Source organism: Pseudomonas sp. NPDC089996, assembly GCF_044748405.1.
Lineage (GTDB): Bacteria > Pseudomonadota > Gammaproteobacteria > Pseudomonadales > Pseudomonadaceae > Aquipseudomonas.
In genome coordinates this window covers 1-24,585 of record NZ_JBIVGA010000018.1, presented here as the reverse complement: position 1 = coordinate 24,585, position 24,585 = coordinate 1, and the positions used below count along the sequence as shown (strand labels likewise).

Here is a 24,585-nt window from a genome sequence, read left to right as displayed (position 1 = left end):
ACATACAAAAGGTGCATTAGCGCAGCCAGCGGAGTAACTTTCCGCTTTGTTCCGTCGCACCGACGACGGCGTCCAGGCACATCACAGGAGGCGAGTGTGCTCGATCGTTTGGGAATCAGAAGCCGGGTGCTGCTGCTGGCACTGCTGCCGGCCAGCCTGATGGCACTGGTGCTGGGCAGCTATTTCACCTGGCTGCAGCAAGACCAGTTGCGCACCCAGCTGCAGCAGCGCGGCAAGATGCTCGCCGAGCAGCTGGCACCGCTGGCCGCACCGGCCTTGGCACGGCAGACGTCAGAGCAGCTGGAGCGGATTGCCGCGCAAACCCTGGAGCAGGCCGACGTGCGTGCAGTGGCCTTCCTCGCCCCCGACCGCAGCCGCCTCGCCCACGCCGGCCCGAGCATGATCAACCAGGCCCCCAGTGGCGGTACCGGCACGCAGCTGTTGCAGCGCACCGGCAACGACGCCACCCGCTACCTGATGCCGGTATTCGGCCACCACCGCGACCTGGCCACCGACGCCGTACCGGCCGAGGCCGAACGCCTGCTGGGCTGGGTCGAGATCGAGCTGTCCCACGACGGCACGTTGCTGCGCGGTTACCGCAATCTGTTCACCAGCGTGCTGCTGATCCTCGTCTGCCTGGGCCTCAGTGGCCTGCTGGCGATGCGCATGAGCCGCGCCATCAATGACCCGATCGCACGCATCAAGCATACGGTCAACCAGCTCAAGGACGGCCACCTCGACGAGCGCCTGCCGGCCATGGGCAGCCATGAACTGGACGAACTGGCCCACGGCATCAACCGCATGGCCGAAACCCTGCACGGAGCCCACGAGGAACTGCAGCACAGCATCGACCAGGCCACCGAGGATGTGCGCCAGAACCTGGAAACCATCGAGATCCAGAACATCGAGCTGGACATGGCGCGCAAGGAGGCCCTGGAGGCAAGCCGCATCAAGTCGGAGTTCCTGGCCAACATGAGTCACGAAATCCGCACCCCGCTCAATGGCATCCTGGGCTTCACCCACCTGCTGCAGAAGAGCGAGATGACGCCGCGGCAACTGGACTACCTGAGCACCATCGAGAAGTCCGCCGACAACCTGCTGGGCATCATCAACGAGATCCTCGACTTCTCCAAGATCGAAGCCGGCAAGCTGGTGCTCGACAGCATTCCGTTCAACTTGCGTGACCTGGTGCAGGATACCCTGACCATCCTCGCCCCTGCCGCCCACGCCAAACAGCTCGAACTGCTCAGCCTGATCTACCGCGACACGCCGTCGTCGCTGATCGGCGACCCGTTACGGCTGAAGCAGATCCTCACCAACCTGGTGAGCAACGCGATCAAGTTCACCCGTGAAGGCACCATCGTCGTACGGGCGATGCTCGAGGACGAACACGAAGACAGTGCCCAGTTGCGCATCAGCGTGCAGGACACTGGCATCGGCTTGTCGCCGCAGGACGTGCGCACCTTGTTCCAGGCCTTCAGCCAGGCCGACAACTCGCTGGCCCGCCAGCCCGGTGGCACCGGCCTGGGGCTGGTGATTTCCAAGCGTCTGATCGAGCAGATGGGCGGTGAGATCGGCGTCGACAGCACGCCGGGCGAAGGCTCGCAGTTCTGGATCAGCCTGAGCCTGCCCAAGGCTCACGACGACATCGAGGAGCAACCGCTGCAACCGTTGCTGGGGCGCAGGGCGGCAATTGTCGACAATCATGAGCTGGCGCGCCAGGCGTTGGAGCACCAGCTCGAGGATTGCGGCCTGAGCGTCAGCCTGTTCGCTTCCTACGACCAGCTGCTGCAGGGTGTGCAGGCGGGGTTCCAGGCCGGCATGCCTTTCGAGTTCGCGGTCCTCGGCGCCAACCTCGGCACGCTTTCACCAGAGCAGCTCGGCCAGTACAACCAGCAGCTGGAGCGCCTGCACTGCCAGTGCGTGGTGCTGTGCCCGACTACCGAGCAGGCGCTGTACCACCCCTACCTGCCCAACGGCCATGGCCAGTTGCTGTCCAAACCGACCTGCACGCGCAAATTGCGCCGCCTGCTGCTGGAGCTGGTGCAGCCCCGACGGCCGCAGGCCGAGCCGGCGCTGGCCAGCAGTGGCCAACGCCGGGCGAAGATATTGTGCGTCGACGACAATGCCGCCAACCTGCTGTTGGTGCAGACGCTGCTCGAGGACCTGGGCGCCGAGGTGCTGGCGGTCGACAACGGCCATGCTGCGGTAAAGGCGGCACAGGCCGAGCCCTTCGACCTGGTGCTGATGGACGTGCAGATGCCAGGCATGGACGGCCGCGCCTGTACCGAGCAGATCCGCCTGTGGGAAAAAACCCAGAGCGGCACCCCACTGCCGATTGTCGCCCTGACCGCCCATGCCATGGCCAACGAGAAACGCGCCCTGTTGCACAGCGGCATGGACGATTACCTGACCAAACCGATCAGCGAACGGCAGCTGGCCCAGGTGTTGATGAAGTGGACCGGGCTGAGCCTGGACGCATCGCCGCTTGAGCACACCAGCGAGCCGCAGGGCGACAGCCCTGAGCTGCCGGTGCTGGACCCGGACGAAGGCTTGCGCCTGGCCGCTGGCAAGCAGGACCTGGCGGCCGACATGCTGGCCATGCTGCTGGCGTCGCTGGAAAGTGACCGCCAGGCAATTCGCGCCGCGCGCGAGGCGGATGACCAGGCGACGCTGATCGAACAGGTGCACCGGCTCAACGGTGCCTCACGGTATTGCGGCGTGCCTCAGCTGCGCGCAGCCTGCCAGCGCAGCGAGACCTTGCTCAAGCAGGACAGCCCACAGGCACGGCAGGCGCTGGATGAGCTGGATGCGGCGATCAACCGTCTGGCGGTGCAGGCACGGCTGAGCGCCTGACACCTGCCTTGCAGGCAACAGACTCCCACAGGGATCGCGCCGGCCATTGGAAATTGTGCAAGACAGTTGAGGACCCACCATGCGCGTTCTGTTGTTCAGCAGCCAGCACTACGACCAGGAAAGCTTCACCCGGGCCAACGGCAGCAGTGCTCTGGACCTGCACTTCCAACCCGCCCGTCTGACCCTCGACACCGCCGCCCTTGCCCAGGGCTACGAAGTCGTCTGCCCCTTCATCAACGACGAGCTCGACGCCCAGGTGCTGCAGCGCCTGGCCGCTGGCGGCACGCGCCTGATTGCCCTGCGCTCGGCCGGTTACAACCACGTCGACCTGGCCGCCGCCCAGCGCCTTGGCCTGGCGGTGGTGCGCGTGCCGGCCTATTCGCCGCATGCCGTGGCCGAGCATGCCGTGGCCCTGATCCTGGCGCTCAACCGCCGCCTGCACCGCGCCTACAACCGCACCCGCGAAGGCGATTTCACCCTGCACGGGCTGACCGGCTTCGACCTGCATGGCAAGACCGTCGGCGTAGTCGGCACGGGCCAGATCGGCGCTGCCTTCGCCCGGATCATGGCTGGCTTCGGCTGCCAGCTGCTGGCGTACGACCCCTACCCCAACCCGGCGCTTCTGGCCCTCGGAGCCCGCTACCTGGAACTGCCCGAACTGCTGCGCGAAGCGCGGATCATCAGCCTGCATTGCCCACTGACCGAGCACACCCGGCACCTGATCAATGCGCAGAGCCTGAGCCAGTTGCAGCCAGGCGCGATGCTGATCAACACCGGCCGCGGTGCACTGGTCGACACGCCTGCGCTGATCGATGCCCTGAAAAGCGGCCAGCTCGGCTACCTGGGCCTGGACGTCTACGAAGAGGAGGCCCAGCTGTTCTTCGAAGACCGTTCCGACCTGCCGCTGCAGGATGATGTGCTCGCACGGCTGCTGACCTTCCCCAACGTGATCATCACCGCCCACCAGGCATTCCTGACCCGCGAGGCACTGGACGGGATCGCCACCACCACCCTGGACAACATCATCCGCTGGGCGGCGGGTAATCCGCAGAATCTGGTCAGCGGTTGATGCTAGGATACGCGGCATTTCTGGAGGACCCATGGTCGAGCACGATTTCCGCTACACCCTTTTCAACCCGCAACACACCCTGATCGAATGCCGTGCCCTGGTACCGGGCCGTTATCAGGTGACCGGCAACGGTGGCTCCATGCACCGGGGCGACGTCCTGATCGTGACCCTCAAGGGCAGCAAGGACCTGGCCATGCGCCTGACCGTAGAGAGCGTGCGCCACCTGATCAACCCACGGGGTCAGTGGGTTGCCGTGGCCAGCGGCCCGGTGTTCAACGAGCTGGAAATCCTCACCTGGAAGGCCGAGTGCGACAGCTGCGACGCGGTGCTGGACTTCGAGTTCGCCGTCGACGCCAAACTCGGCAAGGCGGCCCGTCAGCCGGCTGCCAGCGCCCGTATCGCCGAACTGGGCTGGGCCAGCCGCGGCGACAAGCACCTGTGCCCGCGTTGCCAGGAGAGCGCCGAGTGAAGAATCTGCTGACCGGCGTGCTGCTTGCCACCGGCCTGCTCGGCTGCGCTGCCGAACCTTCGAAGCTGCAGCAGGAACGCAGCTACGTGCTGGAGTGGATCGGCGAGCGCCCGCTGATCGACTACAGCCACCTCACCCTGACCCTGGCCAGCGATGGCCGCGCCTACGGCAATGCCGGATGCAACCACTGGTTTGCGCCGTACACACTGGACGGTGAGCACCTGAGCTTCGGCAAGGTCGGCAAGACCCGCAAAATGTGCGCGCCAGCGTTGATGGAGCAGGAAAAACGTTTTCTGCAGGCGCTGGAGACAGTGCAGCGCTGGGATGTGTCGCCTGTCGAGCAGATGCGTTTCTGGCCGGCCGAAGGCAAGCCGCTGCGCTTCTGGCCCGAGGAAGGCTGAAGATTGCCGGGGCTGCTGCGCAGCCTTGTGGGAGCGGCCTTGCGTCGCGAAAGGGCTGCGCAGCAGCCCCGGCAATCTCAGCGCTGACGCTGATATCTGGGGCCGCTGCGCGCCCCTTTCGCGACGCAAGGCCGCTCCTGCAAGACCGCGTAGCCGCCTGAAGCATCAGGCGCCTTTCAGGGCCTTGATCTTGGCCTGCAGCCCTTCCAGGGTCTGCTCGCCCATCAGTTGTTCACGCACTTTGCCCTTGTCATCGATGATGTAGGTCACCGGCAGCGCTTCACTGCGTGGCAGGTCGTAGCGCTCGGCCGGGTCCTGGGCCAGCACGGTGAAGCCGATGCCCAGGGCTTCTGCCGCCTGCTTCAGCTCCGGCCCCTGCAGGCCGTCGAAGTTCACTCCGACCACCTTGACGCCATCGGCCGCCCACTGCTTGGCCGCCTGGTTCAGTTCAGGCACCTCGGTGCGGCATGGGCCACACCATTCTGCCCAGTAATTGAGCACTACCCAGTGCCCGTCGATCTGTTCCGCCTTTACCGTCTTGCCGTCTTGGTCCACGCCATAATCGGCACCGCAACCACCGAGCAAAAGGCTTGCGGTGATGGCCAGTACTGCTGCCAGACGCTTTGCCATGGGTCAATCCTTCTCGAAGTTTCAAGCAAATAGGTCAGTCGCTGCGGTTAGAATAGCCGCCACACCCAGCTGGATGCGACCCGACATGACTGACTTGACGCTCTATCATAACCCGCGCTGCTCGAAATCCCGCGGCGCGCTGGAACTGCTCGAACAACGCGGCCTGGCACCGACCATCGTGCGCTACCTGGAAACCCCGCCCGATGCTGCCACCCTCAAGGCTCTGCTCGGTAAACTGGGCATCACCCCGCGCCAGCTGCTGCGCAGCGGCGAAGACGAATACAAGGCCCTCGACCTTGGCAACCTGGCGCTGACCGACGCGCAACTGATCGACGCCATGGTTCAGCACCCCAAGCTGATCGAACGACCGATCCTGGTCGCCGGTGACAAGGCTGTCATCGGCCGCCCACCGGAGCAGGTGCTGGAGATCCTGCCGTGAGCGCGCCGTACATTCTGGTGCTGTATTACAGCCGCCACGGCTCCACCAGCGAAATGGCCCGGCACATCGCCCGCGGCATCGAGCTGGCCGGCATGGAAGCGCGCCTGCGCACGGTACCGGCGATTTCCACCGAGTGCGAAGCGGTGGCCCCGGACATCCCGGCCAGCGGCGCGTTGTACGCGACTCTCGACGACTTGCGTCACTGCGCCGGCCTGGTGCTGGGCAGCCCGACCCGCTTCGGCAACATGGCCGCACCGCTGAAGTACTTCCTCGATGGCACCAGCAGTCTGTGGCTGGGCGGTGAACTGGTGGGCAAACCGGCTGGCGTGTTCACCTCCACTGCCAGCCTGCATGGCGGCCAGGAAACCACCCTGCTGTCGATGATGCTGCCGCTGATGCACCACGGCATGCTGGTGATGGGCCTGCCGTACAGTGAATCGGCACTGCTGGAAACCCGTGGCGGTGGCACCCCTTACGGCGCCAGCCACCATGCCGGCGCGGATGGCAAGCGTGAGCTGGACCAGCATGAGATCGCCCTGTGCCGCGCCCTTGGCCAACGCCTGGCGACCACCGCCAAGGCCCTGGAGGCCGCGCGTGGCTAAAAAGGCCAAGGTGTTGCCGCCACTTGAATGGCTGGCGCCGCGCTTGCGCTTGACGCGAGCGCTGAGCCTGGCGTTCTTCTTTGGCCTGATCGCGCTACTGGTGGTGAACAACTTGTGGTTCGCCAACTTGCATGGGGCGCGGGTCGAAGTGATCCTGGCAATCGAGCTGGTGCCACTGCTGTTGCTGCTGCCAGGCATGCTGATGGGCAGCGCCCGGGCGCATGCCTGGACCTGCTTCGTGGTGAATATCTACTTTATCAAGGGCGTGCTGGCGGCGTTCGACCCGTCTCGGGCGGTGTTTGGCTGGGTGGAGGTGCTGGTGAGCCTTGGGTTGTTCATTGCCGGGCTGCTTTATGTGCGCTGGAAGTTCCAGTTGGAACGGCGCATGGCGGGCGAAGGCAGTTGAATTCGGGGGCTGCTTTGCAGCCCTTTCGCGACACAAGGCCGCTCCTACAGGGGAATCGCGTGCTCCTGTGGGAGCACCTTGTGTCGCGAAAGGGCCGCACAGCGGCCCCGGCGATCTCAATGGTTGACGGTATGCGCCAGCATCACCGACAACTGGCACAGCGGTCGCCCGCTCTCTGCGTGCCATTGATTGAACGCCTGCTGCACCAGGGCCAGGTCGCGCTGGCTGGTCGGCTGCTTGTCGATCACCTTCTGCGCGATCAACGCTGCCGTCATGTCATCGGTAGGGATGAAAGTGTCCTTGCCGACCATGCGCAGGAACCGCGGCGCCGACAACCCACCCAGCTGGTTGCCGTGCTTGGCCAGGTACTTCCACAGCCCGACGATATCGGTCACCGGCCAGTCGGCGATGAACGCGCCGAAGCTGCCCTTCTCCTTCGCCACATCGAGGACCATCTGCGCATTGCGCGGCACGCTCTTGAGCTTGCCCAGGTGGCGAATGATGCGCTCGTCGTGCATCAGCCGCTCCAGGTGCTCGGCACCCATCAGCACCACCTTTTCCGGGTTGAAGCCGAAGAACACCTGCTCGAACGCCGGCCACTTGGCATCCACCAGGCTGTGCTTGAGCCCGGCGCGGAACACGCGCAGGGCCAAGGTCGACAGGTAGCGGTCGTCAGTGATTGCGCGCAGTTGCGCCGGTGTGCGCGGCTGCGGCAGGAAGGCCTCCAGCGCCTGGGCCGAGCCGAAGCGGTTCAGGCAGTACTCATGCAACCACGGGTAGTCGCGCATGGGCTCAGATGTTCACCACGTCGAGGAAACGCGGGGTGGCGTTCTCGTCGATCTTCAGGCTGGTGAAGTCGAACAGGTTGCGGTCGGCCAGCTGCGACGGCGCCACGTTCTGCATTGCGCGGAAGATGCTTTCGGTACGGCCCGGGTGCTTGCGCTCCCATTCCACCAGCATGTCCTTGACCACCTGGCGCTGCAGGTTTTCCTGCGAGCCGCAGAGGTTGCACGGGATGATCGGGAATTCCTTCATGTCCGAATAGGCCTGGATGTCCTTTTCGCTGCAGTAGGCGAGCGGGCGGATCACCACGTTGCGGCCGTCGTCGGCGCGCAGCTTCGGCGGCATGCCCTTGAGGGCGCCGTTGAAGAACATGTTGAGGAAGAAGGTTTCGACGATGTCGTCGCGATGATGCCCCAAGGCCATCTTGGTCGCGCCGATTTCATCGGCGAAGGTGTACAAAGTGCCACGGCGCAGGCGCGAGCACAGCGAGCAGGTGGTCTTGCCTTCGGGCACCAGCTCCTTGACCACCGAGTAGGTGTCCTTCTCGACGATGTGATACTCGACGCCCAGTTCCTTGAGGTAGGCCGGCAGCACATGCTCGGGGAAGCCCGGCTGCTTCTGGTCCATGTTCACCGCAACGATCTCGAACGTGATCGGTGCCACCTTCTGCAGGTGCAACAGAACGTCGAGCATGGTGTAGCTGTCCTTGCCGCCAGACAGGCAGACCATGACCTTGTCGCCATCCTCGATCATGTTGTAGTCGGTGATGGCTTCGCCGGCGAGACGACGCAGGCGTTTTTGCAGTTTGTTCTGGTTGACCGAGAGGGTGCCCATAGCGCTTGGATCCGCGAGGTGTGACAAAAGCCGGCTATTTTACGCACAAACCACGCGTACCTGTAGGGATTCCGATAAAGACTTCAAGGGAATCAACAACGGCTCCTACAGCGCAATTTGCTCTAAAAAGCGGGGTTTATGCTGGAATTGGCTTCCTATACTGCGACATAAGGCCACATTACCGTTCTGCTTCGGTTTCCTGGCCTCGGGCCGCTTGCGCTCCATGAGGGGGGCGATTGGCAACACAGAGAGGAGTGACCGGCATGATTCATCACGTTGTGGGGCTGTTTACCCATCCCGACCAGGAGTGGCGGGAGATTCGTGGCGAAGAAGAAAGCATCAGCCACATGTACCTGACCCATACCCTGATCCTGGCGGCGATCCCCGCCATTTCGGCCTTTATCGGCACAACCCAGGTGGGCTGGGTGATCGGGGGCCGACCGGCGGTGATGCTGACCATGGAAAGCGCGGTCTGGATGAGCATCATGTCCTACCTGGCAATGCTCGCCGGCGTGGCGGTGATGGGGGCATTCATTCACTGGATGGCTCGCACCTACGACGCCAACCCGTCCATGGCGCAGTGCATCGCCTTTGCCACCTACACCGCCACCCCGCTGTTCCTCGGCGGCCTGGCGGCGCTTTATCCGCACCTGTGGCTGGGCATGCTGGTGGGGACCGCTGCCATTTGCTACACCGTTTATCTGCTGTATGTCGGCTTGCCGACCTTCATGAACATACCGTCAGATGAAGGCTTCCTGTTCTCCAGCTCGGTGCTGGCAGTGGGCCTCGTGGTACTGGTGGCGATCATGGCTGCTACCGTGATCATCTGGGGTTTGGGCGTGGGGCCCGTGTACACCAACTAGATCCAGCCAACATAGGGCATCAAGCAAGGGCCGCCGCAAGGCGGCCTTTGTCTTTACAGCCGATGCCTGTCTGCTGACCGGTGGCTCGGCACCAGCACCATGCTTGCGGCATAATGCCCGGTCAGGAGAACCACCCCGCCATGCCCGAGCTGCTCAAACAACGCGTCGAAACCTGTTACCAGCAAGCCGAAGCCTTCTTCAAACGCCCCTTCCCACGCCCGGAAGTCAGCTTCAAGCTGCGCGGCCAGAAGGCCGGCGTCGCCCACCTGCACGACAACCTGCTGCGCTTCAATCTGCAGCTGTATCGCGAGAACCAGGACGACTTTCTGCGCCAGACCGTGGCCCATGAAGTGGCGCACCTGGTGGCCCATCAGCTGTTTGGCGAGCGCATCCAGGCCCATGGCGAAGAATGGCAGCTGATCATGCGCGGGGTGTACGAACTGCCCCCCAATCGCTGCCACAACTATGCAGTGCAGCGGCGTGTGGTAACCCGCTACATCTACCGCTGCCCGTGCCCGGAGAGCGACTTTCCGTTTACCGCGCAGCGGCACAAGCTGGTGCGCCAGGGGCGGCGCTACCTGTGCCGGCGCTGCCGGGCCATATTGGTATACAGCGGCGAAACCCGGGTCGAATGAAGCAGGTATGAAAAAGGCGACCCGAGGGTCGCCTTCTTTTTACCGCATCAGGATCAACGAACCGGGACTTCTGCAACACCCAGATCATCGGTAGGCGCAGTCATTTCAAGCGGCGCGCCACCGGAGGCCAGCTCGGAGGCCAGCTTGTCGTCGTCCATCTCCTTCACCCACTTGGCCACGACCACGGTAGCCACGGCGTTGCCGACCAGGTTGGTCAGTGCGCGGGCTTCGGACATGAAGCGGTCGATGCCGAGGATCAGCGCCAGTCCGGCAACCGGCAGGTGGCCGACGGCCGACAAGGTGGCAGCCAGCACGATGAAGCCCGAACCGGTCACGCCGGCAGCACCCTTGGAGGCCACCAGCAGCACCAGCAGCAGGGTGATCTGGTGGGTGATGTCCATGTGGGTGTCGGTGGCCTGGGCGATGAACACCGCAGCCATGGTCAGGTAGATCGAGGTACCGTCGAGGTTGAACGAGTAGCCGGTCGGGATCACCAGGCCAACCACCGATTTCTTGGCACCCAGGCGCTCCATCTTGGCCAGCATGCGTGGCAGGGCCGACTCCGAGGAGGAAGTACCCAGCACGATCATCAGCTCTTCACGGATGTAACGGATCAGCTTGAGGACACTGAAGCCGTGCGCGCGGCAGATACCACCCAGCACCACCAGCACGAACAGCAGGCAGGTGATGTAGAAGCAGGCCATCAGGTAGCCCAGCTGTACCAGCGACCCCACGCCGTACTGGCCGATGGTGAAGGCCATGGCGCCGAAGGCACCGACCGGGGCCAGCTTCATGATCATGTTGATGATGTTGAACATGACATGGGCGAAGCGATCGATCAGGTCCAGCACCGGCTTGCCGTAGCTGCCCAGGCGGTGCAGGGCGAAGCCGAAGATCACCGAGAACATCAGCACTTGCAGGATGTCGCCGTTGGCGAAGGCACCCACCACGGTGTTGGGGATGATGTTGAGCAGGAAGCCGACAGTGGTCTGCTGTGCGCCGGCGGCGGCGTAGGCGGCCACGCTGCTGGCGTTCAGGGTGCTGACGTCGATGTGCATGCCAGCGCCCGGCTGGACCACGTTGACCACCACGAGGCCGATGATCAGGGCGATGGTGGAAACGATTTCAAAGTACAGCAACGCGTAGCCGCCGGTCTTGCCGACCGACTTCATGCTCTGCATGCCGGCGATGCCGCTGACCACGGTACAGAAGATGATGGGCGCGATGACCATCTTGATCAGTTTGACGAAACCATCACCCAAGGGTTTGAGGGCGACGCCGGTTTCGGGGTAGAAGTGGCCAAGCAGAATGCCGATGGTGATGGCGACCAACACCTGGACATACAGGGATTTGTACAGCGGCTGACGTGTCGTCATGGCTCAATTTCCTCAAGTGTGCCGGCTCACCCTTCCCAGGGTGTTTTGGGCACCTGAATCGCTAACCCTCCTGCACCTGGAGGGATTTGTCGTTGTGTTCGAGCTGCCTGGGCAGGCCTCTGCCACTGAGATAGCAAGGGCGATGCCAAAATGCCCATCTCGGGTGCAGAGGTAATGATTACGGGCTGTCGATGCCCAAAGAGGGGGCGAATTTTCTGAGGAGGGATGGCGGATTTCCGCCCTGTGGCGGGAAATGTACGAGTGATATGGCGGGAATCCGCCCGAGCGACAAGTCAATCCAGGTGCAAGGTGATGCAGAAGGCCGCTCCGCCCAGTGGCGACTCGTCAAGGGTCAGCACGGCGTCATAGCTGTCGACGATGTCCTTGACCACCGCCAGGCCGATACCCTGCCCCGGATGCTGCCGGTCCAGCCGTTCGCCGCGCTCGAGAATCCGCTCGCGTTGGTCGGCGGGCACTCCGGGGCCATCGTCCTCGATGCACAGCGTCAGCGTTCCTGTCGCCTCTTGCAGGCTCACCCGCACGCGTCCCAGGCTCAGCCGGTAGGCGTTTTCCAGCAGATTGCCCAGCAGTTCCAGCAGCGCGCCCTGCTCCATCGGCACACGCGACTGCGCCGGGACTTTCAGCTCGACCTCGACCTGTTTGTCGCGGTAGACCTTGGCCAAGGTGCTGCACAGACTCTCCAGCACCGGCAGCAGCAGCACGCTGTGGCGCACCAGGCCGCTCTTGCGCAGGCTGGCGCGCTGCAGCTGGTAATCGATCTGCTGGCTCATGCGCTCGATCTGGCTCTGCAGTACCCGCGCCTGTTCGCGCTCGCCGTCACGCTGCTGCAGGCTCTCGCCCACGCCCTGCAACACGGCCAGCGGTGTCTTCAGGCTGTGGGCCAGGTCGCCCAGTGAATCGCGGTAGCGCGTGCGCTGTTCCCGTTCGCTGCGCAGCAAGCGGTTCAGCGAGCCGGTCAGGCGCAGCAGTTCGCGCGGGTGCTCGCCACTGAGGCCATCGCGCGCCCCCGCTTCCACCTCATCCAGTTCGTGGCTTAGCCGGCGTAGCGAGCGCAGGCCCCAGGTCAGGCCGGCCCACAGCAACACCAGCAAGGCCAGCAAGGCGGCGCCAAAGCCCAGGTAGAGTTTTTCGCGCAGGCCATCGAGCGTCGCCTTGTATTCACTCACCGGCTGCAGCGCCACGATGCTGTAAGCCGCGCTCTGGCCGCCGAGCAGCTTGATCTCGACGTCATAGACGAAGAATTCTTCGCCATCGTCCTGATGGATACGGGCGAATTCGTTGCCGCGCCCGTCGTACCGCGGGCGGTAGTTGATGTGCCGGTCGCTGGTGGCCCGCGAACGCCAGACCAGGTTGCCGTCACGGTCGAAGATGTAACCCAGCAGGCCGGTGTATGGCAGGTTGTAGCGCTCGTCCGGCAGCAGCGCGGGCATCTGCAACTGGCCGTGCTCGATGCGCGCCGCGGAGATCAGCGTGGTCACGTCCGAGGCCAGGCGCTGCTCGATCGATTCCTGCAGGGCCAGGCTGAAGGCCTTCTGCAAGGCTGGCAGCAGCGCCAGCATGAACAGCAGCGCCAGCACTGCCGCCGCGAGCATCAGACGTACCCGCAGCGAGCGGATCATCGGCAGCGCTCGGTGAACAGATAGCCCAGGCCGCGCACCGTGTCGATCGGCTTGAAACCGCTCTGCCCCTCCAGCTTGCGCCGCAGGCGGCCGACCAGCACTTCGATGACATTGGGGTCACGCTCTTCGTCGCCGGGGTAGAGCTGTTCCATCAGGCGGTCCTTGGCCACCACCTGCTGGTGATGGCGCATGAGGTATTCGAGGATGCGGTACTCGTAGGCGGTCAACGCCAGTGGTTGCTCATCCAGGGTCGCCTGCTTGCGGTTGAGGTCCAGAACCAGGGGGCCGGCGGCGATGGTGGATTGGGTGAAACCGCTGGAACGGCGCAGCAGGGCGTTCAGACGCGCTTCGAGTTCCTCGAACTGGAACGGCTTGACCAGGTAGTCGTCGGCACCGGCGGCCAGGCCCTCGACCTTGTCCTGCCAGTTGCCGCGGGCGGTGAGAATGAGGATGGGGAACGACTTGCCCTGGCTGCGCAGGCGGCCGATCAGTTCAAGCCCGCTGATGCCGGGCAGGCCAAGGTCGACGATGGCCAGGTCGAAATGGAAGTGTTCGGCCTGGTACAGCGCCTCTTCGGCATCGGCCACGGCCTCGACCACGTGGCCGCTTTCGCTCAGGCGTGTGTGGAGGTGGTGCCTTAACAGGGCTTCGTCCTCGACCACCAGCAGTTTCATTCAAGACTCCTCTTTAAATGTCGCCTGTACTGGCCTCTTCGCGGGTAAACCCGCTCCCACACGTGCATTCCTGTGGGAGCGGGTTTACCCGCGAAGAGGCCAGTACAGGATAACCCGGCGTGCTGGTCAGAACTTGTAGCTTGCCGCCAGGTAGGTCTGGGCGCTGCTGGTCAGGCGCAGTGTGCCCTCTTTCGGCCCGCCACTGGCACCCACTTCAGTCGCGGCATTGGTGCGCAGGTAACGGTAGCCCAGTTCGACCGACGCCTTGTCGGTGATGTCCTGGATCACACCGGCCTGCAAGCCGTAGGCATAGCCATAGTCGGTATCACGGCTGGCCCCCGGCGAATCCTGGGTCAGCTTGGTCATGCCCAGGCTGCCACCGCCGAACAGCTTGGTGGTATCGCCCACCGGCAGGAACAGGTCGTAGCTGCCAAGCAGGTTTTCCTGGCGCAGCTTGAGGCCGCTATGGTCGCCCGAGACGTTGTCATAGGTCATGTAATAGCGACCCTGGTCGTTGATCTTGCCCAGGCGTACGCCCCAGGTGTCGTCCTTGCCGATGATGCCGTCGGCGTTCAGGTGGTCGGTGTTGCGCTGCAGCAGCCCGGACTTGCGCACCTTGTCGCTGGTCTGGCCGTAGGTCAGGCTGGCAAAGTTGTCATCGGCGGCTTGGGCGCTGGTCATGCCGGCGGCGCAGACGGCCATGGCAGCAAGCAGGGTATTGAAAGTTTTCATGGCGTTGTACTCCAGATGAAGGCGCTGTTGCGGTCTGGAAGCTAGAGTAAGCAGGGTGCCCTGAACCGCGGCTGAACCCTGGCTGAACCGCGGCTGAACGATCTGTTTGCAAAACAAGGAGTAGTGAACATGCGTGCCCTGCTGGCTTTGACCCTGATGTGCAGCGCCGCCCTCGCCCAAGCGGCGGTCGTGACCCGCGAAATCCCCTACCAGGACGCGGACGGAAAACGCTTGATCGGGTATTACGCCTATGACGACGCGCTGGATGGCAAGCGTCCCGGCATCGTCGTGGTGCATGAATGGTGGGGGCTGAACGACTACGCCAAACGCCGTGCCCGCGACCTCGCCGCCCTGGGCTACAGCGCGCTGGCCATCGACATGTACGGCGATGGCAAGCACACCGAGCATCCACAAGATGCCCAGGCGTTCATGGCCGCCGCGATGAAAGACCCGAAGGCCGCCGCCAAACGCTTCGACGCGGGCTTCAAACTGTTGCAACAGCAGCCCTACACGGACAAGAGCAGCCTGGGTGCCGTCGGATACTGCTTCGGCGGCAAGGTGGTGCTGGATGCCGCGCGGCGCGGTGTGAACAAGCTCGATGCGGTGGTGAGCTTCCACGGCGCACTGGCCACGCAGACACCGGCCGAGCCCGGCAAGGTGAAGGCCTATGTGCTGGTCGAGCACGGTGCTGCAGACAGCATGGTGACCCCGGAACAGGTCAGCGCATTCAAGGCGGAAATGGACGCGGCCAAGGTCAACTACCAGTTCGTCAGCATTCCCGGCGCCAAGCATGGGTTCACCAACCCGGATGCCGACCGCCTGAGCCATGGCGATCATGGCGGGCCCGATATTGGCTACAACGAGGCGGCGGACAAGAGTTCCTGGGCGGATATGCAGGCGTTCTTCAAGCAAGTGTTCAAGTAAAGGTCGCCGGGGGTGCGAAGCAGCCCCCGGGCTCCCACACAGGGCTCGTGGCTGGCACAATAGTCGCCATGAACACACTCCCCGCCTGCTGCGCCCCGCTTCAGCACCACTGGCCCCTGCCTCGCCCGCTGCCCGGTGCGGTGCTGGTCAGTTGTGCCTTCGACCCTGCCCACCTGGCTGCCGATGACTTCCAGTGCGCCGGCATCGTGCCCAGCGCCAGCCTGCAGCGCTCGGTGGCCAAGCGCCAGGCCGAGTACCTCGCCGGCCGGGTCTGCGCCCGCGCCGCGCTGCAGCGCCTGGATGGCCGCGACTACGTGCCGGGCACCCATGAGGACCGCTCGCCGATCTGGCCCGCCGGCATCCACGGCTCGATCACCCATGGCAAAGGCTGGGCGGCTGCCGTGGTAGCGGCCGATGGCGCTTGCCGCAGCCTGGGCCTGGATCAGGAAGCGCTGCTCGACGACGAACGCGCCGAACGGCTGATGGGCGAGATCCTCACGCCTGCCGAATGCGAGCGTCTTGACCGCAGCCAACTGGGGCTGACCGTCACGCTGACTTTCTCGCTCAAGGAAAGCCTGTTCAAGGCGCTCTACCCGCTGACCCGGCAGCGCTTCTATTTTGAACACGCCGAAGTGCTGGCATGGTCCGCCGATGGCCTGGCGCGCCTGCGCCTGCTCACCGACCTGTCGCCCGAGTGGTGTCATGGCGCCGAAGTCGAAGGCCAGTTCTGCCTGCAAGACGGCCACCTGCTCAGCCTGATCAGCGTCTGAGCCTTACTGCGGCGCCTGCTCGCGCGGCCAGCTGAGACTGAAGCAGGCCCCTCCCAGCGCCTCGCTGCGCCCCACCGTGGCGCGGCCGGCGTGCCAGTAGATGATCCGCCGCACGATCGACAGGCCCAGGCCATGCCCGCCCGAAGCGCGGGTGCGGCTGTCGTCGAGCCGGGTGAAGGGGGTAAAGATGCGATCCCAGACGCCTTCGGGGATGCCCGGGCCATCGTCTTCCACATCGATGCGGCAACGCTGCTGGCCCAGCTGGTAGCTCAGGCGCACCTCGCTGGCGGCATGGCGCAGGGCATTGCTCACCAGGTTCTGCAGCGCACGGTGCAGGTAACGCGGTTCGGCCTCGACCCAGCAGCCGTCGTTGCCCTGGCAGGCCCCTCGCAGCAAACGGACCTTGTTGTTGAGCGGTGCCAGCTCTTCGATCACCCGGTCGAACAAGGCATCCAGCTCGACGCGCTGGAACTTAAGCGCCGGGGCGCCCTGCTCCAGGCGTGCGTAGGTCAGCATCTCGTCGACCAGCTTGTCCAGGTCCTGGATGTCGCCATCCATGCCCGCCAGGTGCTTGGCACGGGCCTGTTCGGTGCTCGCGCTCTCGATCATCTCCAGGCCAAAGCGCAGGCGGGCCACGGGCGTGCGCAACTCATGGGAGACCGCCCGCACCAGCTCGCGTTGCATGTTCAGCGAGCGCTGCAGGTGCTCGGCCATACCATTGAAGGCAGCGGCCAGGCGCCCCACCGAATCGGCATCACCGGCCGGTACGCGCGTGTCGAGGCTGCCCTGGGCGATGCGCGTGGCGGCGATTTCCATGCCCGACACACGCCGCTCCAGCTGGCGTACCAGCAGGTACACCACCAGGCCGATCAGGCACAGGCCGAGGAACGCGATCAGGACCAGCAACTGCGGCGGATAGGGGTTGAGCTGGTAGAGCGGGCCGATCTCCAGTACCAGCGGCGAGCCTGGAAGGCCGGCGAACACGCGGATCGAATCACCATCGCGGCCCAGCGCCATCACCGTGTCGCCCTCCTCCACCCGGCGCCGCTGATCATCGTCCAGGCCGACCCGCTCGATGCGCTGCAAGGCGACGCCGAAGCCGAAGCCCTTGCTCCGGGTTATGTCTGCCAGGCGCTGCTGCTGCTCGGTCACGGGGTAACGCACCAGTTCATCGGCCAACAGATAAAGGGTGGCACGCGCCAGCTGCTCGCTGACCTGCTTGACCTGGGCCACCAGCAGCAGGTCTTCCTGGCCGACCTTGCGCAGCACCTGGGCAGCGTGCGGCCCGGTCTTCTCTACCACTACCAGGCCGCGGTACAGGCGTGCGCGCTGGCCTCCTTCGAGCGTGCGCGCCGACATCGGCTGCAACACCAGCGGCACGCCCAGCAGGCGCTCCCACATCAGCAGCGAGCGCTTGCGCTCGGTTTCGTTCTGCTGCGCCAGGTTGTCGGCCATCAGGCTGAACGTGCCCTGGGCCAGGCGCTCGCGGTGCTGGGCCGCACGCACCTCGTTGACCAGGTGGAGGCTGAGCACGCCGAGCAGCGCCACCAGCACCAGCACGGCGAGCATGCCGCCGTAGATGCGCAGGAAGATCGAGCGGTTCATGGGGCGTCGCCGACGAACAGGTAACCCTTGCTGCGCAGCGTCTTGATCAGCCGCGGGTGGATCGGGTCGTCACCGATCTTGGGGCGAATCCTGGAAATGCGCACGTCGATGGAGCGGTCCTGGCCGTCGTAGCCGACCCCGCGCAAGGCAGTGAAGATCTGTTCGCGTGACAGCACCCGCCCGGCGTTGCTGGCCAGCAGCCAGAGCAGGTCGAATTCGGCGCCAGTGAGTTCGATCTGCTGCTGGTCGAGCCAGGCTTCGCGCAGGCGGTTGTCGATGCGCAGCGGGCCGAAAGCCAGGTCGTGGCGCTTGTGGTCGGGACTTTCGCTGCGCCGCAACAGGGCCTGGATACGCGCCAGCAGCAAGCGTGGGCGCACGGGTTTGCAGACATAGTCGTCGGCGCCCAGATCCAGGCCCTGAACCTGGTCGAGTTCGTCGCTGCGGGCCGTCAGCATCAGAATCGGGCCGGGGTACTGGGCCCGCACGCGGCGGCAGATGCTCAAGCCGTCTTCGCCGGGGAGCATCAGGTCGAGGATCACCAGGTCCGGTTGGCTGTCGATGATGCGTCGGGCGGCGCGGGCGCCATCGCCCTCCACGGCGACCTCATAGCCGTTGGCCTGCAGGTATTCGGCGGTCAGCTCGGCCAGGCGCTGGTCGTCTTCGACGATGAGGATGCGGTTGCTGGGTTGGTCCATGGTTTTTGTCGTTTTTCTTTGGGATCTTGGTAGGGCTGAGGGTATGACTGTAGATCTCTGCCGTCCATGAGATCGAGCGCCGCGCGGGCGGCGCTCGATCTCAAGGCAGACACACCTCCAAAGACACACACCCGTGGCGCCCCAAAAATTCTGCCTGAGGGCTGCGACCGAGAGAAAAATAGTGCACACCACTTGGCACTAGGCCTACAGCGATTACCCACTATTCACTCACAAAGTACGCACAAGTTATCCACAGGCGATCGCCTTGCAAAGACCCCTGTACCGCATTATCTTGTATCCCCAGCACAGCAAACCACTAGATGTTGGGTTTCAGCCACCAACGCCAAGCATGAGTCAGCAGAGAAATTCAAGCGATTTTTCTGGCAGAACTCGTTGTGGTTTCATCGATCCAACCGCTCCTAGCGGATACTGAACAGCCTGCTCTGGCCTACCCCAGAGCATTTGACTTCGGCCAGGGAGCGGCAAGGTTCTTGCCCCCATTTCCTGATCTGTCCCGAAGTCGGTACGCCCGAGCGGGTGGATGCGCGTGCATGACGCATCCTCGCCAGGGCCATCGAGCAAGTGGACGGAACGGTGGGCGCCCAAAAGGCGCCTGAACACTATAGAAACTGTGGAGACACCCACCCATGCAAACCGACACAACTCGCGAGAACCCGCAGGCTTTGGCGCCGCAGGCCGCCGATTCCAATCAGGATCTGGCTGCCACCGCTCCAGGCCAACTGCGCGTGATCAAGCGCAACGGCACTGTCGTCCCCTACACCGACGACAAGATCACCGTGGCCATCACCAAGGCGTTCCTCGCAGTTGAAGGCGGCACCGCCGCCGCCTCGTCGCGCATCCACGACACCGTCGCGCGCCTGACCGAGCAGGTCACCGCCACGTTCAAGCGTCGCATGCCATCGGGTGGCACCATCCACATCGAAGAAATCCAGGACCAGGTCGAACTGGCGCTGATGCGTGCCGGCGAGCAGAAAGTCGCCCGTGACTACGTCATCTACCGCGACCAGCGCGCCAAGGAGCGCGCCACCCGCAGCAATGCCGAGTCCGTGGTCGAGCCGCACCCAAGCATCCGCATCACCCTGGCCGACGGCAGCCTGGCGCCGCTGGACATGGCGCGCCTGAACACCATCATCAGCGAAGCCTGCGAAGGCCTGGCCGAAGTCGATGGCGACCTGATCCAGCGCGAAACCCTGAAGAACCTGTACGACGGCGTGGCCATCAAGGACGTCAACACCGCCCTGGTGATGACCGCCCGTACCCTGGTCGAGCGCGAGCCGAACTACTCCTTCGTCACCGCCCGCCTGCTGATGGACACCCTGCGCGCCGAAGGCCTGGGCTTCCTCGAAGTGGCCGACAGCGCCACTCACCACGAGATGGCCGACCTGTACGCCAAGGCCCTGCCGGCCTACATCGCCAAAGGCGTCGAGTTCGAACTGCTGAACCCCGCCCTGGCCGACTTCGACCTTGAAAAACTGGGCAAGGCGATCAACCACGAGCGCGACCAGCAGTTCACCTACCTGGGCCTGCAGACCCTCTACGACCGCTACTTCATCCACAAGGATGGCGTGCGCTTCGAGCTGCCGCAGGTGTTCTTCATGCGTGTGGCCATGGGCCTGGCGCTGGAAGAGAAAGACAAAGAAGCCCGTGCGATCGAGTTCTACAACCTGCTCTCGTCGTTCGACTACATGGCGTCGACCCCGACCCTATTCAACGCCGGTACCCTGCGCCCGCAGCTGTCGAGCTGCTACCTGACCACCGTGCCGGACGACCTGTCGGGCATCTACCACGCGATCCACGACAACGCCATGCTGTCGAAATTCGCCGGCGGCCTGGGCAACGACTGGACCCCTGTGCGCGCACTGGGCTCCTACATCAAGGGCACCAACGGCAAATCCCAGGGCGTCGTGCCGTTCCTCAAAGTGGTCAACGACACTGCCGTAGCCGTCAACCAGGGTGGCAAGCGCAAAGGCGCCGTGTGTGCTTACCTGGAAACCTGGCACCTGGACATCGAAGAATTCATCGAGCTGCGCAAGAACACCGGTGATGACCGTCGTCGTACCCACGACATGAACACCGCCAACTGGATCCCTGACCTGTTCATGAAGCGCGTCTTCGATGACGGCAAGTGGACCCTGTTCTCGCCATCGGAAGTGCCTGATCTGCACGACCTGACCGGCAAGGCCTTCGAAGAGCGCTACGAGTACTACGAAGCCCTGACCGAGTACAACAAGATCAAGGTGTTCAAGACCATCCAGGCCAAAGACCTGTGGCGCAAGATGCTGTCGATGCTGTTCGAGACCGGCCACCCATGGCTGACCTTCAAGGACCCGTGCAACCTGCGTTCGCCGCAGCAGCACGTGGGCGTGGTCCACAGCTCGAACCTGTGCACCGAGATCACCCTGAACACCAACAAGGACGAGATCGCGGTCTGCAACCTGGGCTCGATCAACCTGCCGAACCACATTGTCGATGGCAAGCTGGACACCGCCAAGCTGCAACGCACCGTGAACACTGCCGTGCGCATGCTCGACAACGTGATCGACATCAACTACTACTCGGTGCCGCAAGCGCGCAACTCGAACTTCAAGCACCGCCCGGTCGGCCTGGGCATCATGGGCTTCCAGGACGCGCTGTACCTGCAGCACATCCCGTACGGCTCCGATGCAGCCGTCGAGTTTGCCGACAAGTCGATGGAAGCGGTCAGCTACTACGCGATCCAGGCTTCCTGCGACCTGGCCGACGAGCGCGGTGCCTACGAGACCTTCCAGGGTTCGCTGTGGTCCAAAGGCATCCTGCCACTGGATTCGCAACAGATCCTGATCGAAGCCCGTGGCCAGAAGTACATCGACGTCAACCTGGAAGAGTCGCTGGACTGGGCGCCGGTGCGTGCCCGCGTACAGAAAGGCATCCGTAACTCGAACATCATGGCCATCGCGCCAACCGCGACCATCGCCAACATCACCGGCGTGTCGCAGTCGATCGAGCCGACCTACCAGAACCTGTACGTGAAATCGAACCTGTCGGGCGAGTTCACCGTGATCAACCCGTACCTGGTCCGCGACCTGAAGGCCCGTGGCCTGTGGGACTCGGTGATGATCAACGACCTGAAGTACTACGACGGTTCGGTGCAGCAGATCGAGCGTATCCCGCAAGAGCTGAAAGACCTGTACGCCACCGCGTTCGAAGTCGAGACCAAGTGGATCGTCGACGCCGCCTCCCGTCGCCAGAAGTGGATCGACCAGGCCCAGTCGCTGAACCTGTACATCGCCGGCGCCTCGGGCAAGAAGCTGGACGTGACCTACCGCATGGCCTGGTACCGTGGCCTGAAGACCACCTACTACCTCCGTGCCCTGGCCGCGACCAGCACCGAGAAGTCGACCATCAACACCGGCAAGCTCAACGCCGTTTCCAGCGGCGGCGACAGCGCCCCGGTCCAGGCAGCGGGCCCTGCGCCAGTGCCGAAGGCCTGCGCGATCGACGAGCCTGACTGCGAAGCCTGCCAGTAAGGCCTGATGCCGCCAGGGGTGCCCAATGGGTGCCCCTCGCGGCTTTTTTGCGTCCGCAAAACGGCCTATTGTAGGAGCGGCCTTGTGTCGCGAAAGGGCTGCGCAGCGGCCCCAGGGTCTCCGCTCCTTGCGAGATTGTCGGGGCCGCTTTGCGGCCCTTTCGCGACACAAGGCCGCTCCTACAAGCGATCGCTAAAACCCCATATCCAGTATCTATAAAATAAAAATCCACAAGATGTAGTGCTTAGCGCCATTTGCCGCTAAACTTCTTTCCCGTAAAAGACGACACGAGATTCCCTGAACGGACGCGCACAGAACCGGTCGAAAATTTACCCTCGCCCGCAAGACTTGCGCCCCGATCAAACCCGAATTCCGGTATACTGCGCCCCCTCTGAAAAGGGCACCCATTCACGTCCCTGGCCCCTCCCCGAGGCCTGGCCAGGCACGAATCCAGATGTAACGAGAGTCAGCCTCTCGAGCTGTCCATTCGCCGTAACGGCCTTGCGTCAGGCATCACATTCTTAAAATCCAACCGGTTGCCCCAGGGCAACCCTCAAGCAGGAGCCAAACCATGCTGAGCTGGGACGAATTCGATAACGAAGACGGCGAAGTAGCCGCCAAAGGCGCCACCCCTGCGCAGGCCAACGCCGCCGCCTCCCTCGACAAGCTCGACAGCGCCGGCGGGGCTGCCGCCCTGGAAGCCCGTGCGGTCATTTCCACCGATTCCGAGGCGGTAAAGCGTGCCAAGGCGTCGCTGAACGACCTCGACATCGCCGAAGGCCTGGCCGAGCTGGAAGGCTCCTCGGCCCGTGTCGCCGTTGACGAAAAGCGCATGATCAACTGCCGCGCCGACCTCAACCAGCTGGTGCCGTTCAAGTATGACTGGGCCTGGCAGAAGTACCTCGATGGCTGCGCCAACCACTGGATGCCGCAAGAGGTCAACATGACCGCCGACATCGCCCTGTGGAAGAGCCAGGACGGCCTGACCGAGGACGAGCGCCGCATTGTCATGCGCAACCTCGGCTTCTTCTCCACTGCCGACTCGCTGGTTGCCAACAACCTGGCACTGGCCGTGTACCGCCTGATCACCAACCCGGAGTGCCGCCAGTACATCCTGCGCCAGGCCTTCGAAGAGGCGATCCACACCCACGCCTACCAGTACTGCATCGAGTCGCTGGGCATGGATGAAGGCGAGATCTTCAACATGTACCACGAGATCCCGTCGGTGGCGAAGAAAGCCGCCTGGGGCCTGAAGTACACCCGCGCCATCTCCGACCCGGAGTTCAACACCGGCACCGTCGAAACCGACAAGGAGCTGCTGCGCAACCTGATCGCCTACTACTGCGTACTGGAAGGCATCTTCTTCTACTGCGGCTTCACCCAGATCCTGTCGATGGGCCGCCGCAACAAGATGACCGGCGTTGCCGAGCAGTTCCAGTACATCCTGCGTGACGAGTCGATGCACCTGAACTTCGGTATCGACGTGATCAACCAGATCAAGATCGAGAACCCGCACCTGTGGGACGCGGCGATGAAGGAAGAAGCGACCCAGATGATCCTGCAAGGGACCCAGCTGGAGATCGAATACGCCCGTGACACCATGCCACGCGGCGTGCTGGGCATGAACGCGGCGATGATGGAGGACTACCTCAAGTTCATCGCCAACCGTCGCCTGACTCAGATTGGCTTGAAGGAAGAGTACCCGGGGACTACCAACCCGTTCCCTTGGATGAGCGAGATCATGGACTTGAAGAAAGAGAAGAACTTCTTTGAGACGCGCGTGATCGAGTATCAGACCGGTGGGGCGTTGAGCTGGGACTGATCGTCCGGGCTGAGTATCGAGAAGGCTGCCGAATGGCAGCCTTTTTTATGGTTCTTCACGGAATCCCGGGAAAGACAGAAACAAGAACGCCGGTTTGATGGATGATGTTCGTGCGAGCAAACACATCAACAAACCGGCGTTCTTGTGCACGATATTAATACGTTTCTGCCCTGTTGGGAGGGCTTTTCTGTCATCGCGATCAGGCCAGACGGCGATGACCTGCTGATCGACCTGATCCCTCAGCCCACCCGATTCCCCACCTGCAGCGGCTGCCATCGGCCCAGCACCACCACCCACGAATACTGCCAGCGCTCGATCCGCGACCTGCCCATTCTTGGCCGCGCAGTTCGGCTGAATGTGGAACTGCGCCGTGTCGGGTGCAATGCATGCGGCTAGCGAATGGAGTCAGTCAGCTGGCTTGACCGCTATTCGCGCATGACCAAGCGCTTGGCCGAAGCCGTGATCCAGGCTTGCCGACGTCTGCCCATCCTGCACGTCGCCGAGCTGTTTGGTTTGCATTGGGACAGCGTGCGTTTGCTGGAGCGACGGGCGCTACAAGCCGCATTGGAGAAGCTGCCAAAGGCCCAGCCCAGACGCTTGGTGATGGACGCCATGGGACGACCCTCTCTGTAAAGACATTCGTCATTACAATGCATTTATCTTAGCTATTGCACAACTGCTGTCCGTGTTTCAGAACTCCAGGAATGATGGGCCTGCATGGCACCGGCTATGCCGGTGTTCGCGGGCAAGCCCGCTTGTATGGTAGGACTTGAAGGGAGGAGGAGGGACATAGCTCGCTTCTGACTGTTCGCAGCAGTACAGACCGTGGGAGA

At 63.6% G+C, this 24,585-nt stretch carries 25 protein-coding genes; 15 read left to right on the top strand and 10 right to left on the bottom strand.

Features of this window, described 5'->3' with window-relative positions; genetic code table 11:
- The first annotated feature begins 96 nt into the window (after positions 1–96).
- The 4 genes from ACIPW4_RS24065 (at position 97) to ACIPW4_RS24050 (ending at position 4,795) form a co-directional block, all read left to right on the top strand.
- Positions 97–2,856 (top strand): response regulator, encoded by a 2,760-nt coding sequence (locus ACIPW4_RS24065; protein WP_400662295.1) that lies wholly within the window; start codon positions 97–99, stop codon positions 2,854–2,856.
- 79 nt (positions 2,857–2,935) lie between these two features.
- Positions 2,936–3,925, top strand: coding sequence for a 2-hydroxyacid dehydrogenase (locus ACIPW4_RS24060; RefSeq protein WP_400662292.1), 990 nt, complete (start codon positions 2,936–2,938; stop codon positions 3,923–3,925).
- Between the two features lie 31 nt (positions 3,926–3,956).
- On the top strand, positions 3,957–4,394 hold the full coding sequence (locus ACIPW4_RS24055; RefSeq protein WP_400662289.1) for a hypothetical protein: 438 nt from the start codon (positions 3,957–3,959) through the stop codon (positions 4,392–4,394).
- A complete protein-coding gene (locus tag ACIPW4_RS24050; RefSeq protein ID WP_400662286.1) occupies positions 4,391–4,795 on the top strand; it encodes an META domain-containing protein in 405 nt (134 codons plus the stop codon). Before ACIPW4_RS24055 ends, ACIPW4_RS24050 begins: the two co-directional genes overlap by 4 nt.
- Before the next feature lie 165 nt (positions 4,796–4,960).
- On the opposite strand, the gene ACIPW4_RS24045 is transcribed toward ACIPW4_RS24050, so the two are convergent.
- Positions 4,961–5,425 (bottom strand): TlpA disulfide reductase family protein, encoded by a 465-nt coding sequence (locus tag ACIPW4_RS24045; protein WP_400662283.1) that lies wholly within the window; start codon positions 5,423–5,425, stop codon positions 4,961–4,963.
- 85 nt (positions 5,426–5,510) lie between these two features.
- Between ACIPW4_RS24045 and arsC the strand changes: the two genes are divergently transcribed.
- The 3 genes from arsC to ACIPW4_RS24030 are packed head-to-tail and all read left to right on the top strand — an operon-like array spanning position 5,511 to position 6,872.
- The gene (arsC, locus tag ACIPW4_RS24040; protein ID WP_400662280.1) at positions 5,511–5,864 is read left to right on the top strand and encodes an arsenate reductase (glutaredoxin); all 354 of its coding nucleotides are present in this window, start codon (positions 5,511–5,513) and stop codon (positions 5,862–5,864) included.
- Positions 5,861–6,466: an NAD(P)H:quinone oxidoreductase gene (wrbA, locus tag ACIPW4_RS24035; protein WP_016501124.1), complete on the top strand. Its 606-nt coding sequence runs from the start codon at positions 5,861–5,863 to the stop codon at positions 6,464–6,466. Before arsC ends, wrbA begins: the two co-directional genes overlap by 4 nt.
- On the top strand, positions 6,459–6,872 hold the full coding sequence (locus ACIPW4_RS24030; protein ID WP_400662277.1) for a DUF2069 domain-containing protein: 414 nt from the start codon (positions 6,459–6,461) through the stop codon (positions 6,870–6,872). The genes wrbA and ACIPW4_RS24030 overlap by 8 nt, the downstream gene beginning before the upstream one ends.
- A gap of 116 nt (positions 6,873–6,988) precedes the next feature.
- Here the strand turns inward: ACIPW4_RS24030 and ACIPW4_RS24025 are convergent, their stop codons facing one another.
- The gene (locus ACIPW4_RS24025; protein ID WP_400662275.1) at positions 6,989–7,660 is read right to left on the bottom strand and encodes a DNA-3-methyladenine glycosylase I; all 672 of its coding nucleotides are present in this window, start codon (positions 7,658–7,660) and stop codon (positions 6,989–6,991) included.
- A 4-nt stretch (positions 7,661–7,664) separates the two neighbouring features.
- Positions 7,665–8,489 (bottom strand): tRNA 2-thiocytidine(32) synthetase TtcA, encoded by an 825-nt coding sequence (ttcA, locus tag ACIPW4_RS24020; protein ID WP_400662272.1) that lies wholly within the window; start codon positions 8,487–8,489, stop codon positions 7,665–7,667.
- Positions 8,490–8,752: 263 nt separating this feature from the next.
- Between ttcA and ACIPW4_RS24015 the strand changes: the two genes are divergently transcribed.
- Complete coding sequence (locus ACIPW4_RS24015; protein ID WP_159409192.1) at positions 8,753–9,352, top strand: Yip1 family protein; 600 nt, start codon at positions 8,753–8,755, stop codon at positions 9,350–9,352.
- A 140-nt stretch (positions 9,353–9,492) separates the two neighbouring features.
- Positions 9,493–9,987, top strand: coding sequence for a SprT family zinc-dependent metalloprotease (locus ACIPW4_RS24010; RefSeq protein WP_400662269.1), 495 nt, complete (start codon positions 9,493–9,495; stop codon positions 9,985–9,987).
- Between the two features lie 53 nt (positions 9,988–10,040).
- On the opposite strand, the gene ACIPW4_RS24005 is transcribed toward ACIPW4_RS24010, so the two are convergent.
- From ACIPW4_RS24005 to ACIPW4_RS23990, 4 genes are all read right to left on the bottom strand, one after another.
- On the bottom strand, positions 10,041–11,363 hold the full coding sequence (locus tag ACIPW4_RS24005; protein WP_400662267.1) for a dicarboxylate/amino acid:cation symporter: 1,323 nt from the start codon (positions 11,361–11,363) through the stop codon (positions 10,041–10,043).
- Positions 11,364–11,656: 293 nt separating this feature from the next.
- Complete coding sequence (locus ACIPW4_RS24000; RefSeq protein ID WP_400662262.1) at positions 11,657–13,003, bottom strand: ATP-binding protein; 1,347 nt, start codon at positions 13,001–13,003, stop codon at positions 11,657–11,659.
- Positions 13,000–13,677: a response regulator gene (locus ACIPW4_RS23995; RefSeq protein ID WP_400662259.1), complete on the bottom strand. Its 678-nt coding sequence runs from the start codon at positions 13,675–13,677 to the stop codon at positions 13,000–13,002. Before ACIPW4_RS23995 ends, ACIPW4_RS24000 begins: the two co-directional genes overlap by 4 nt.
- A 126-nt stretch (positions 13,678–13,803) precedes the next feature.
- On the bottom strand, positions 13,804–14,409 hold the full coding sequence (locus ACIPW4_RS23990; protein WP_400662256.1) for an outer membrane beta-barrel protein: 606 nt from the start codon (positions 14,407–14,409) through the stop codon (positions 13,804–13,806).
- A gap of 129 nt (positions 14,410–14,538) precedes the next feature.
- Between ACIPW4_RS23990 and ACIPW4_RS23985 the strand changes: the two genes are divergently transcribed.
- Complete coding sequence (locus tag ACIPW4_RS23985) at positions 14,539–15,333, top strand: dienelactone hydrolase family protein (RefSeq protein WP_400662255.1); 795 nt, start codon at positions 14,539–14,541, stop codon at positions 15,331–15,333.
- A 68-nt stretch (positions 15,334–15,401) separates the two neighbouring features.
- Positions 15,402–16,103: a 4'-phosphopantetheinyl transferase gene (locus ACIPW4_RS23980; RefSeq protein ID WP_400662253.1), complete on the top strand. Its 702-nt coding sequence runs from the start codon at positions 15,402–15,404 to the stop codon at positions 16,101–16,103.
- A gap of 3 nt (positions 16,104–16,106) precedes the next feature.
- On the opposite strand, the gene ACIPW4_RS23975 is transcribed toward ACIPW4_RS23980, so the two are convergent.
- Entirely contained in the window at positions 16,107–17,708 is a 1,602-nt protein-coding gene (locus ACIPW4_RS23975; RefSeq protein WP_400662251.1) for an ATP-binding protein, read from the bottom strand.
- Entirely contained in the window at positions 17,705–18,403 is a 699-nt protein-coding gene (locus ACIPW4_RS23970; RefSeq protein WP_400662248.1) for a response regulator, read from the bottom strand. The genes ACIPW4_RS23975 and ACIPW4_RS23970 overlap by 4 nt, the downstream gene beginning before the upstream one ends.
- A 647-nt stretch (positions 18,404–19,050) precedes the next feature.
- On the opposite strand from ACIPW4_RS23970, the gene ACIPW4_RS23965 reads away from it, so the two are divergent.
- Together ACIPW4_RS23965 and ACIPW4_RS23960 are read left to right on the top strand one after the other, a co-directional pair.
- Positions 19,051–21,930, top strand: coding sequence for a ribonucleoside-diphosphate reductase subunit alpha (locus tag ACIPW4_RS23965; RefSeq protein WP_400662245.1), 2,880 nt, complete (start codon positions 19,051–19,053; stop codon positions 21,928–21,930).
- Between the two features lie 571 nt (positions 21,931–22,501).
- Positions 22,502–23,752: a ribonucleotide-diphosphate reductase subunit beta gene (locus tag ACIPW4_RS23960; RefSeq protein ID WP_400662243.1), complete on the top strand. Its 1,251-nt coding sequence runs from the start codon at positions 22,502–22,504 to the stop codon at positions 23,750–23,752.
- Between the two features lie 45 nt (positions 23,753–23,797).
- On the opposite strand, the gene ACIPW4_RS23955 is transcribed toward ACIPW4_RS23960, so the two are convergent.
- Positions 23,798–24,028 carry a hypothetical protein gene (locus ACIPW4_RS23955; protein WP_400662454.1) on the bottom strand — a complete coding sequence of 77 codons (231 nt, stop codon included), beginning with the start codon at positions 24,026–24,028 and terminating at the stop codon, positions 23,798–23,800.
- On the opposite strand from ACIPW4_RS23955, the gene ACIPW4_RS23950 reads away from it, so the two are divergent.
- Both ACIPW4_RS23950 and ACIPW4_RS23945 read left to right on the top strand, forming a co-directional pair.
- Entirely contained in the window at positions 23,918–24,148 is a 231-nt protein-coding gene (locus ACIPW4_RS23950; RefSeq protein WP_400662446.1) for a transposase family protein, read from the top strand. The two genes, ACIPW4_RS23955 and ACIPW4_RS23950, sit on opposite strands and share 111 nt — an antisense overlap.
- 3 nt (positions 24,149–24,151) lie before the next feature.
- Positions 24,152–24,385 carry a transposase family protein gene (locus ACIPW4_RS23945; protein WP_400662240.1) on the top strand — a complete coding sequence of 78 codons (234 nt, stop codon included), beginning with the start codon at positions 24,152–24,154 and terminating at the stop codon, positions 24,383–24,385.
- The last annotated feature ends 200 nt before the right edge of the window (positions 24,386–24,585 follow it).

Excerpts from the sequence above, each read along its gene's own strand:
- ACIPW4_RS24060 (WP_400662292.1), top strand. The coding sequence starts at position 2,936 with ATGCGCGTTCTGTTGTTCAGCAGCCAGCACTACGACCAGGAAAGCTTC.
- ACIPW4_RS24055 (WP_400662289.1), top strand. The coding sequence starts at position 3,957 with ATGGTCGAGCACGATTTCCGCTACACCCTTTTCAACCCGCAACACACC.
- ACIPW4_RS24045 (WP_400662283.1), bottom strand. The coding sequence starts at position 5,425 with ATGGCAAAGCGTCTGGCAGCAGTACTGGCCATCACCGCAAGCCTTTTG.
- arsC (WP_400662280.1), top strand. The coding sequence starts at position 5,511 with ATGACTGACTTGACGCTCTATCATAACCCGCGCTGCTCGAAATCCCGC.
- ACIPW4_RS24025 (WP_400662275.1), bottom strand. The coding sequence starts at position 7,660 with ATGCGCGACTACCCGTGGTTGCATGAGTACTGCCTGAACCGCTTCGGC.
- ttcA (WP_400662272.1), bottom strand. The coding sequence starts at position 8,489 with ATGGGCACCCTCTCGGTCAACCAGAACAAACTGCAAAAACGCCTGCGT.
- ACIPW4_RS24015 (WP_159409192.1), top strand. The coding sequence starts at position 8,753 with ATGATTCATCACGTTGTGGGGCTGTTTACCCATCCCGACCAGGAGTGG.
- ACIPW4_RS24010 (WP_400662269.1), top strand. The coding sequence starts at position 9,493 with ATGCCCGAGCTGCTCAAACAACGCGTCGAAACCTGTTACCAGCAAGCC.
- ACIPW4_RS24005 (WP_400662267.1), bottom strand. The coding sequence starts at position 11,363 with ATGACGACACGTCAGCCGCTGTACAAATCCCTGTATGTCCAGGTGTTG.
- ACIPW4_RS24000 (WP_400662262.1), bottom strand. The coding sequence starts at position 13,003 with ATGATCCGCTCGCTGCGGGTACGTCTGATGCTCGCGGCGGCAGTGCTG.
- ACIPW4_RS23995 (WP_400662259.1), bottom strand. The coding sequence starts at position 13,677 with ATGAAACTGCTGGTGGTCGAGGACGAAGCCCTGTTAAGGCACCACCTC.
- ACIPW4_RS23990 (WP_400662256.1), bottom strand. The coding sequence starts at position 14,409 with ATGAAAACTTTCAATACCCTGCTTGCTGCCATGGCCGTCTGCGCCGCC.
- ACIPW4_RS23985 (WP_400662255.1), top strand. The coding sequence starts at position 14,539 with ATGCGTGCCCTGCTGGCTTTGACCCTGATGTGCAGCGCCGCCCTCGCC.
- ACIPW4_RS23980 (WP_400662253.1), top strand. The coding sequence starts at position 15,402 with ATGAACACACTCCCCGCCTGCTGCGCCCCGCTTCAGCACCACTGGCCC.
- ACIPW4_RS23975 (WP_400662251.1), bottom strand. The coding sequence starts at position 17,708 with ATGAACCGCTCGATCTTCCTGCGCATCTACGGCGGCATGCTCGCCGTG.
- ACIPW4_RS23970 (WP_400662248.1), bottom strand. The coding sequence starts at position 18,403 with ATGGACCAACCCAGCAACCGCATCCTCATCGTCGAAGACGACCAGCGC.
- ACIPW4_RS23965 (WP_400662245.1), top strand. The coding sequence starts at position 19,051 with ATGCAAACCGACACAACTCGCGAGAACCCGCAGGCTTTGGCGCCGCAG.
- ACIPW4_RS23960 (WP_400662243.1), top strand. The coding sequence starts at position 22,502 with ATGCTGAGCTGGGACGAATTCGATAACGAAGACGGCGAAGTAGCCGCC.
- ACIPW4_RS23955 (WP_400662454.1), bottom strand. The coding sequence starts at position 24,028 with ATGGCAGCCGCTGCAGGTGGGGAATCGGGTGGGCTGAGGGATCAGGTC.
- ACIPW4_RS23945 (WP_400662240.1), top strand. The coding sequence starts at position 24,152 with ATGGAGTCAGTCAGCTGGCTTGACCGCTATTCGCGCATGACCAAGCGC.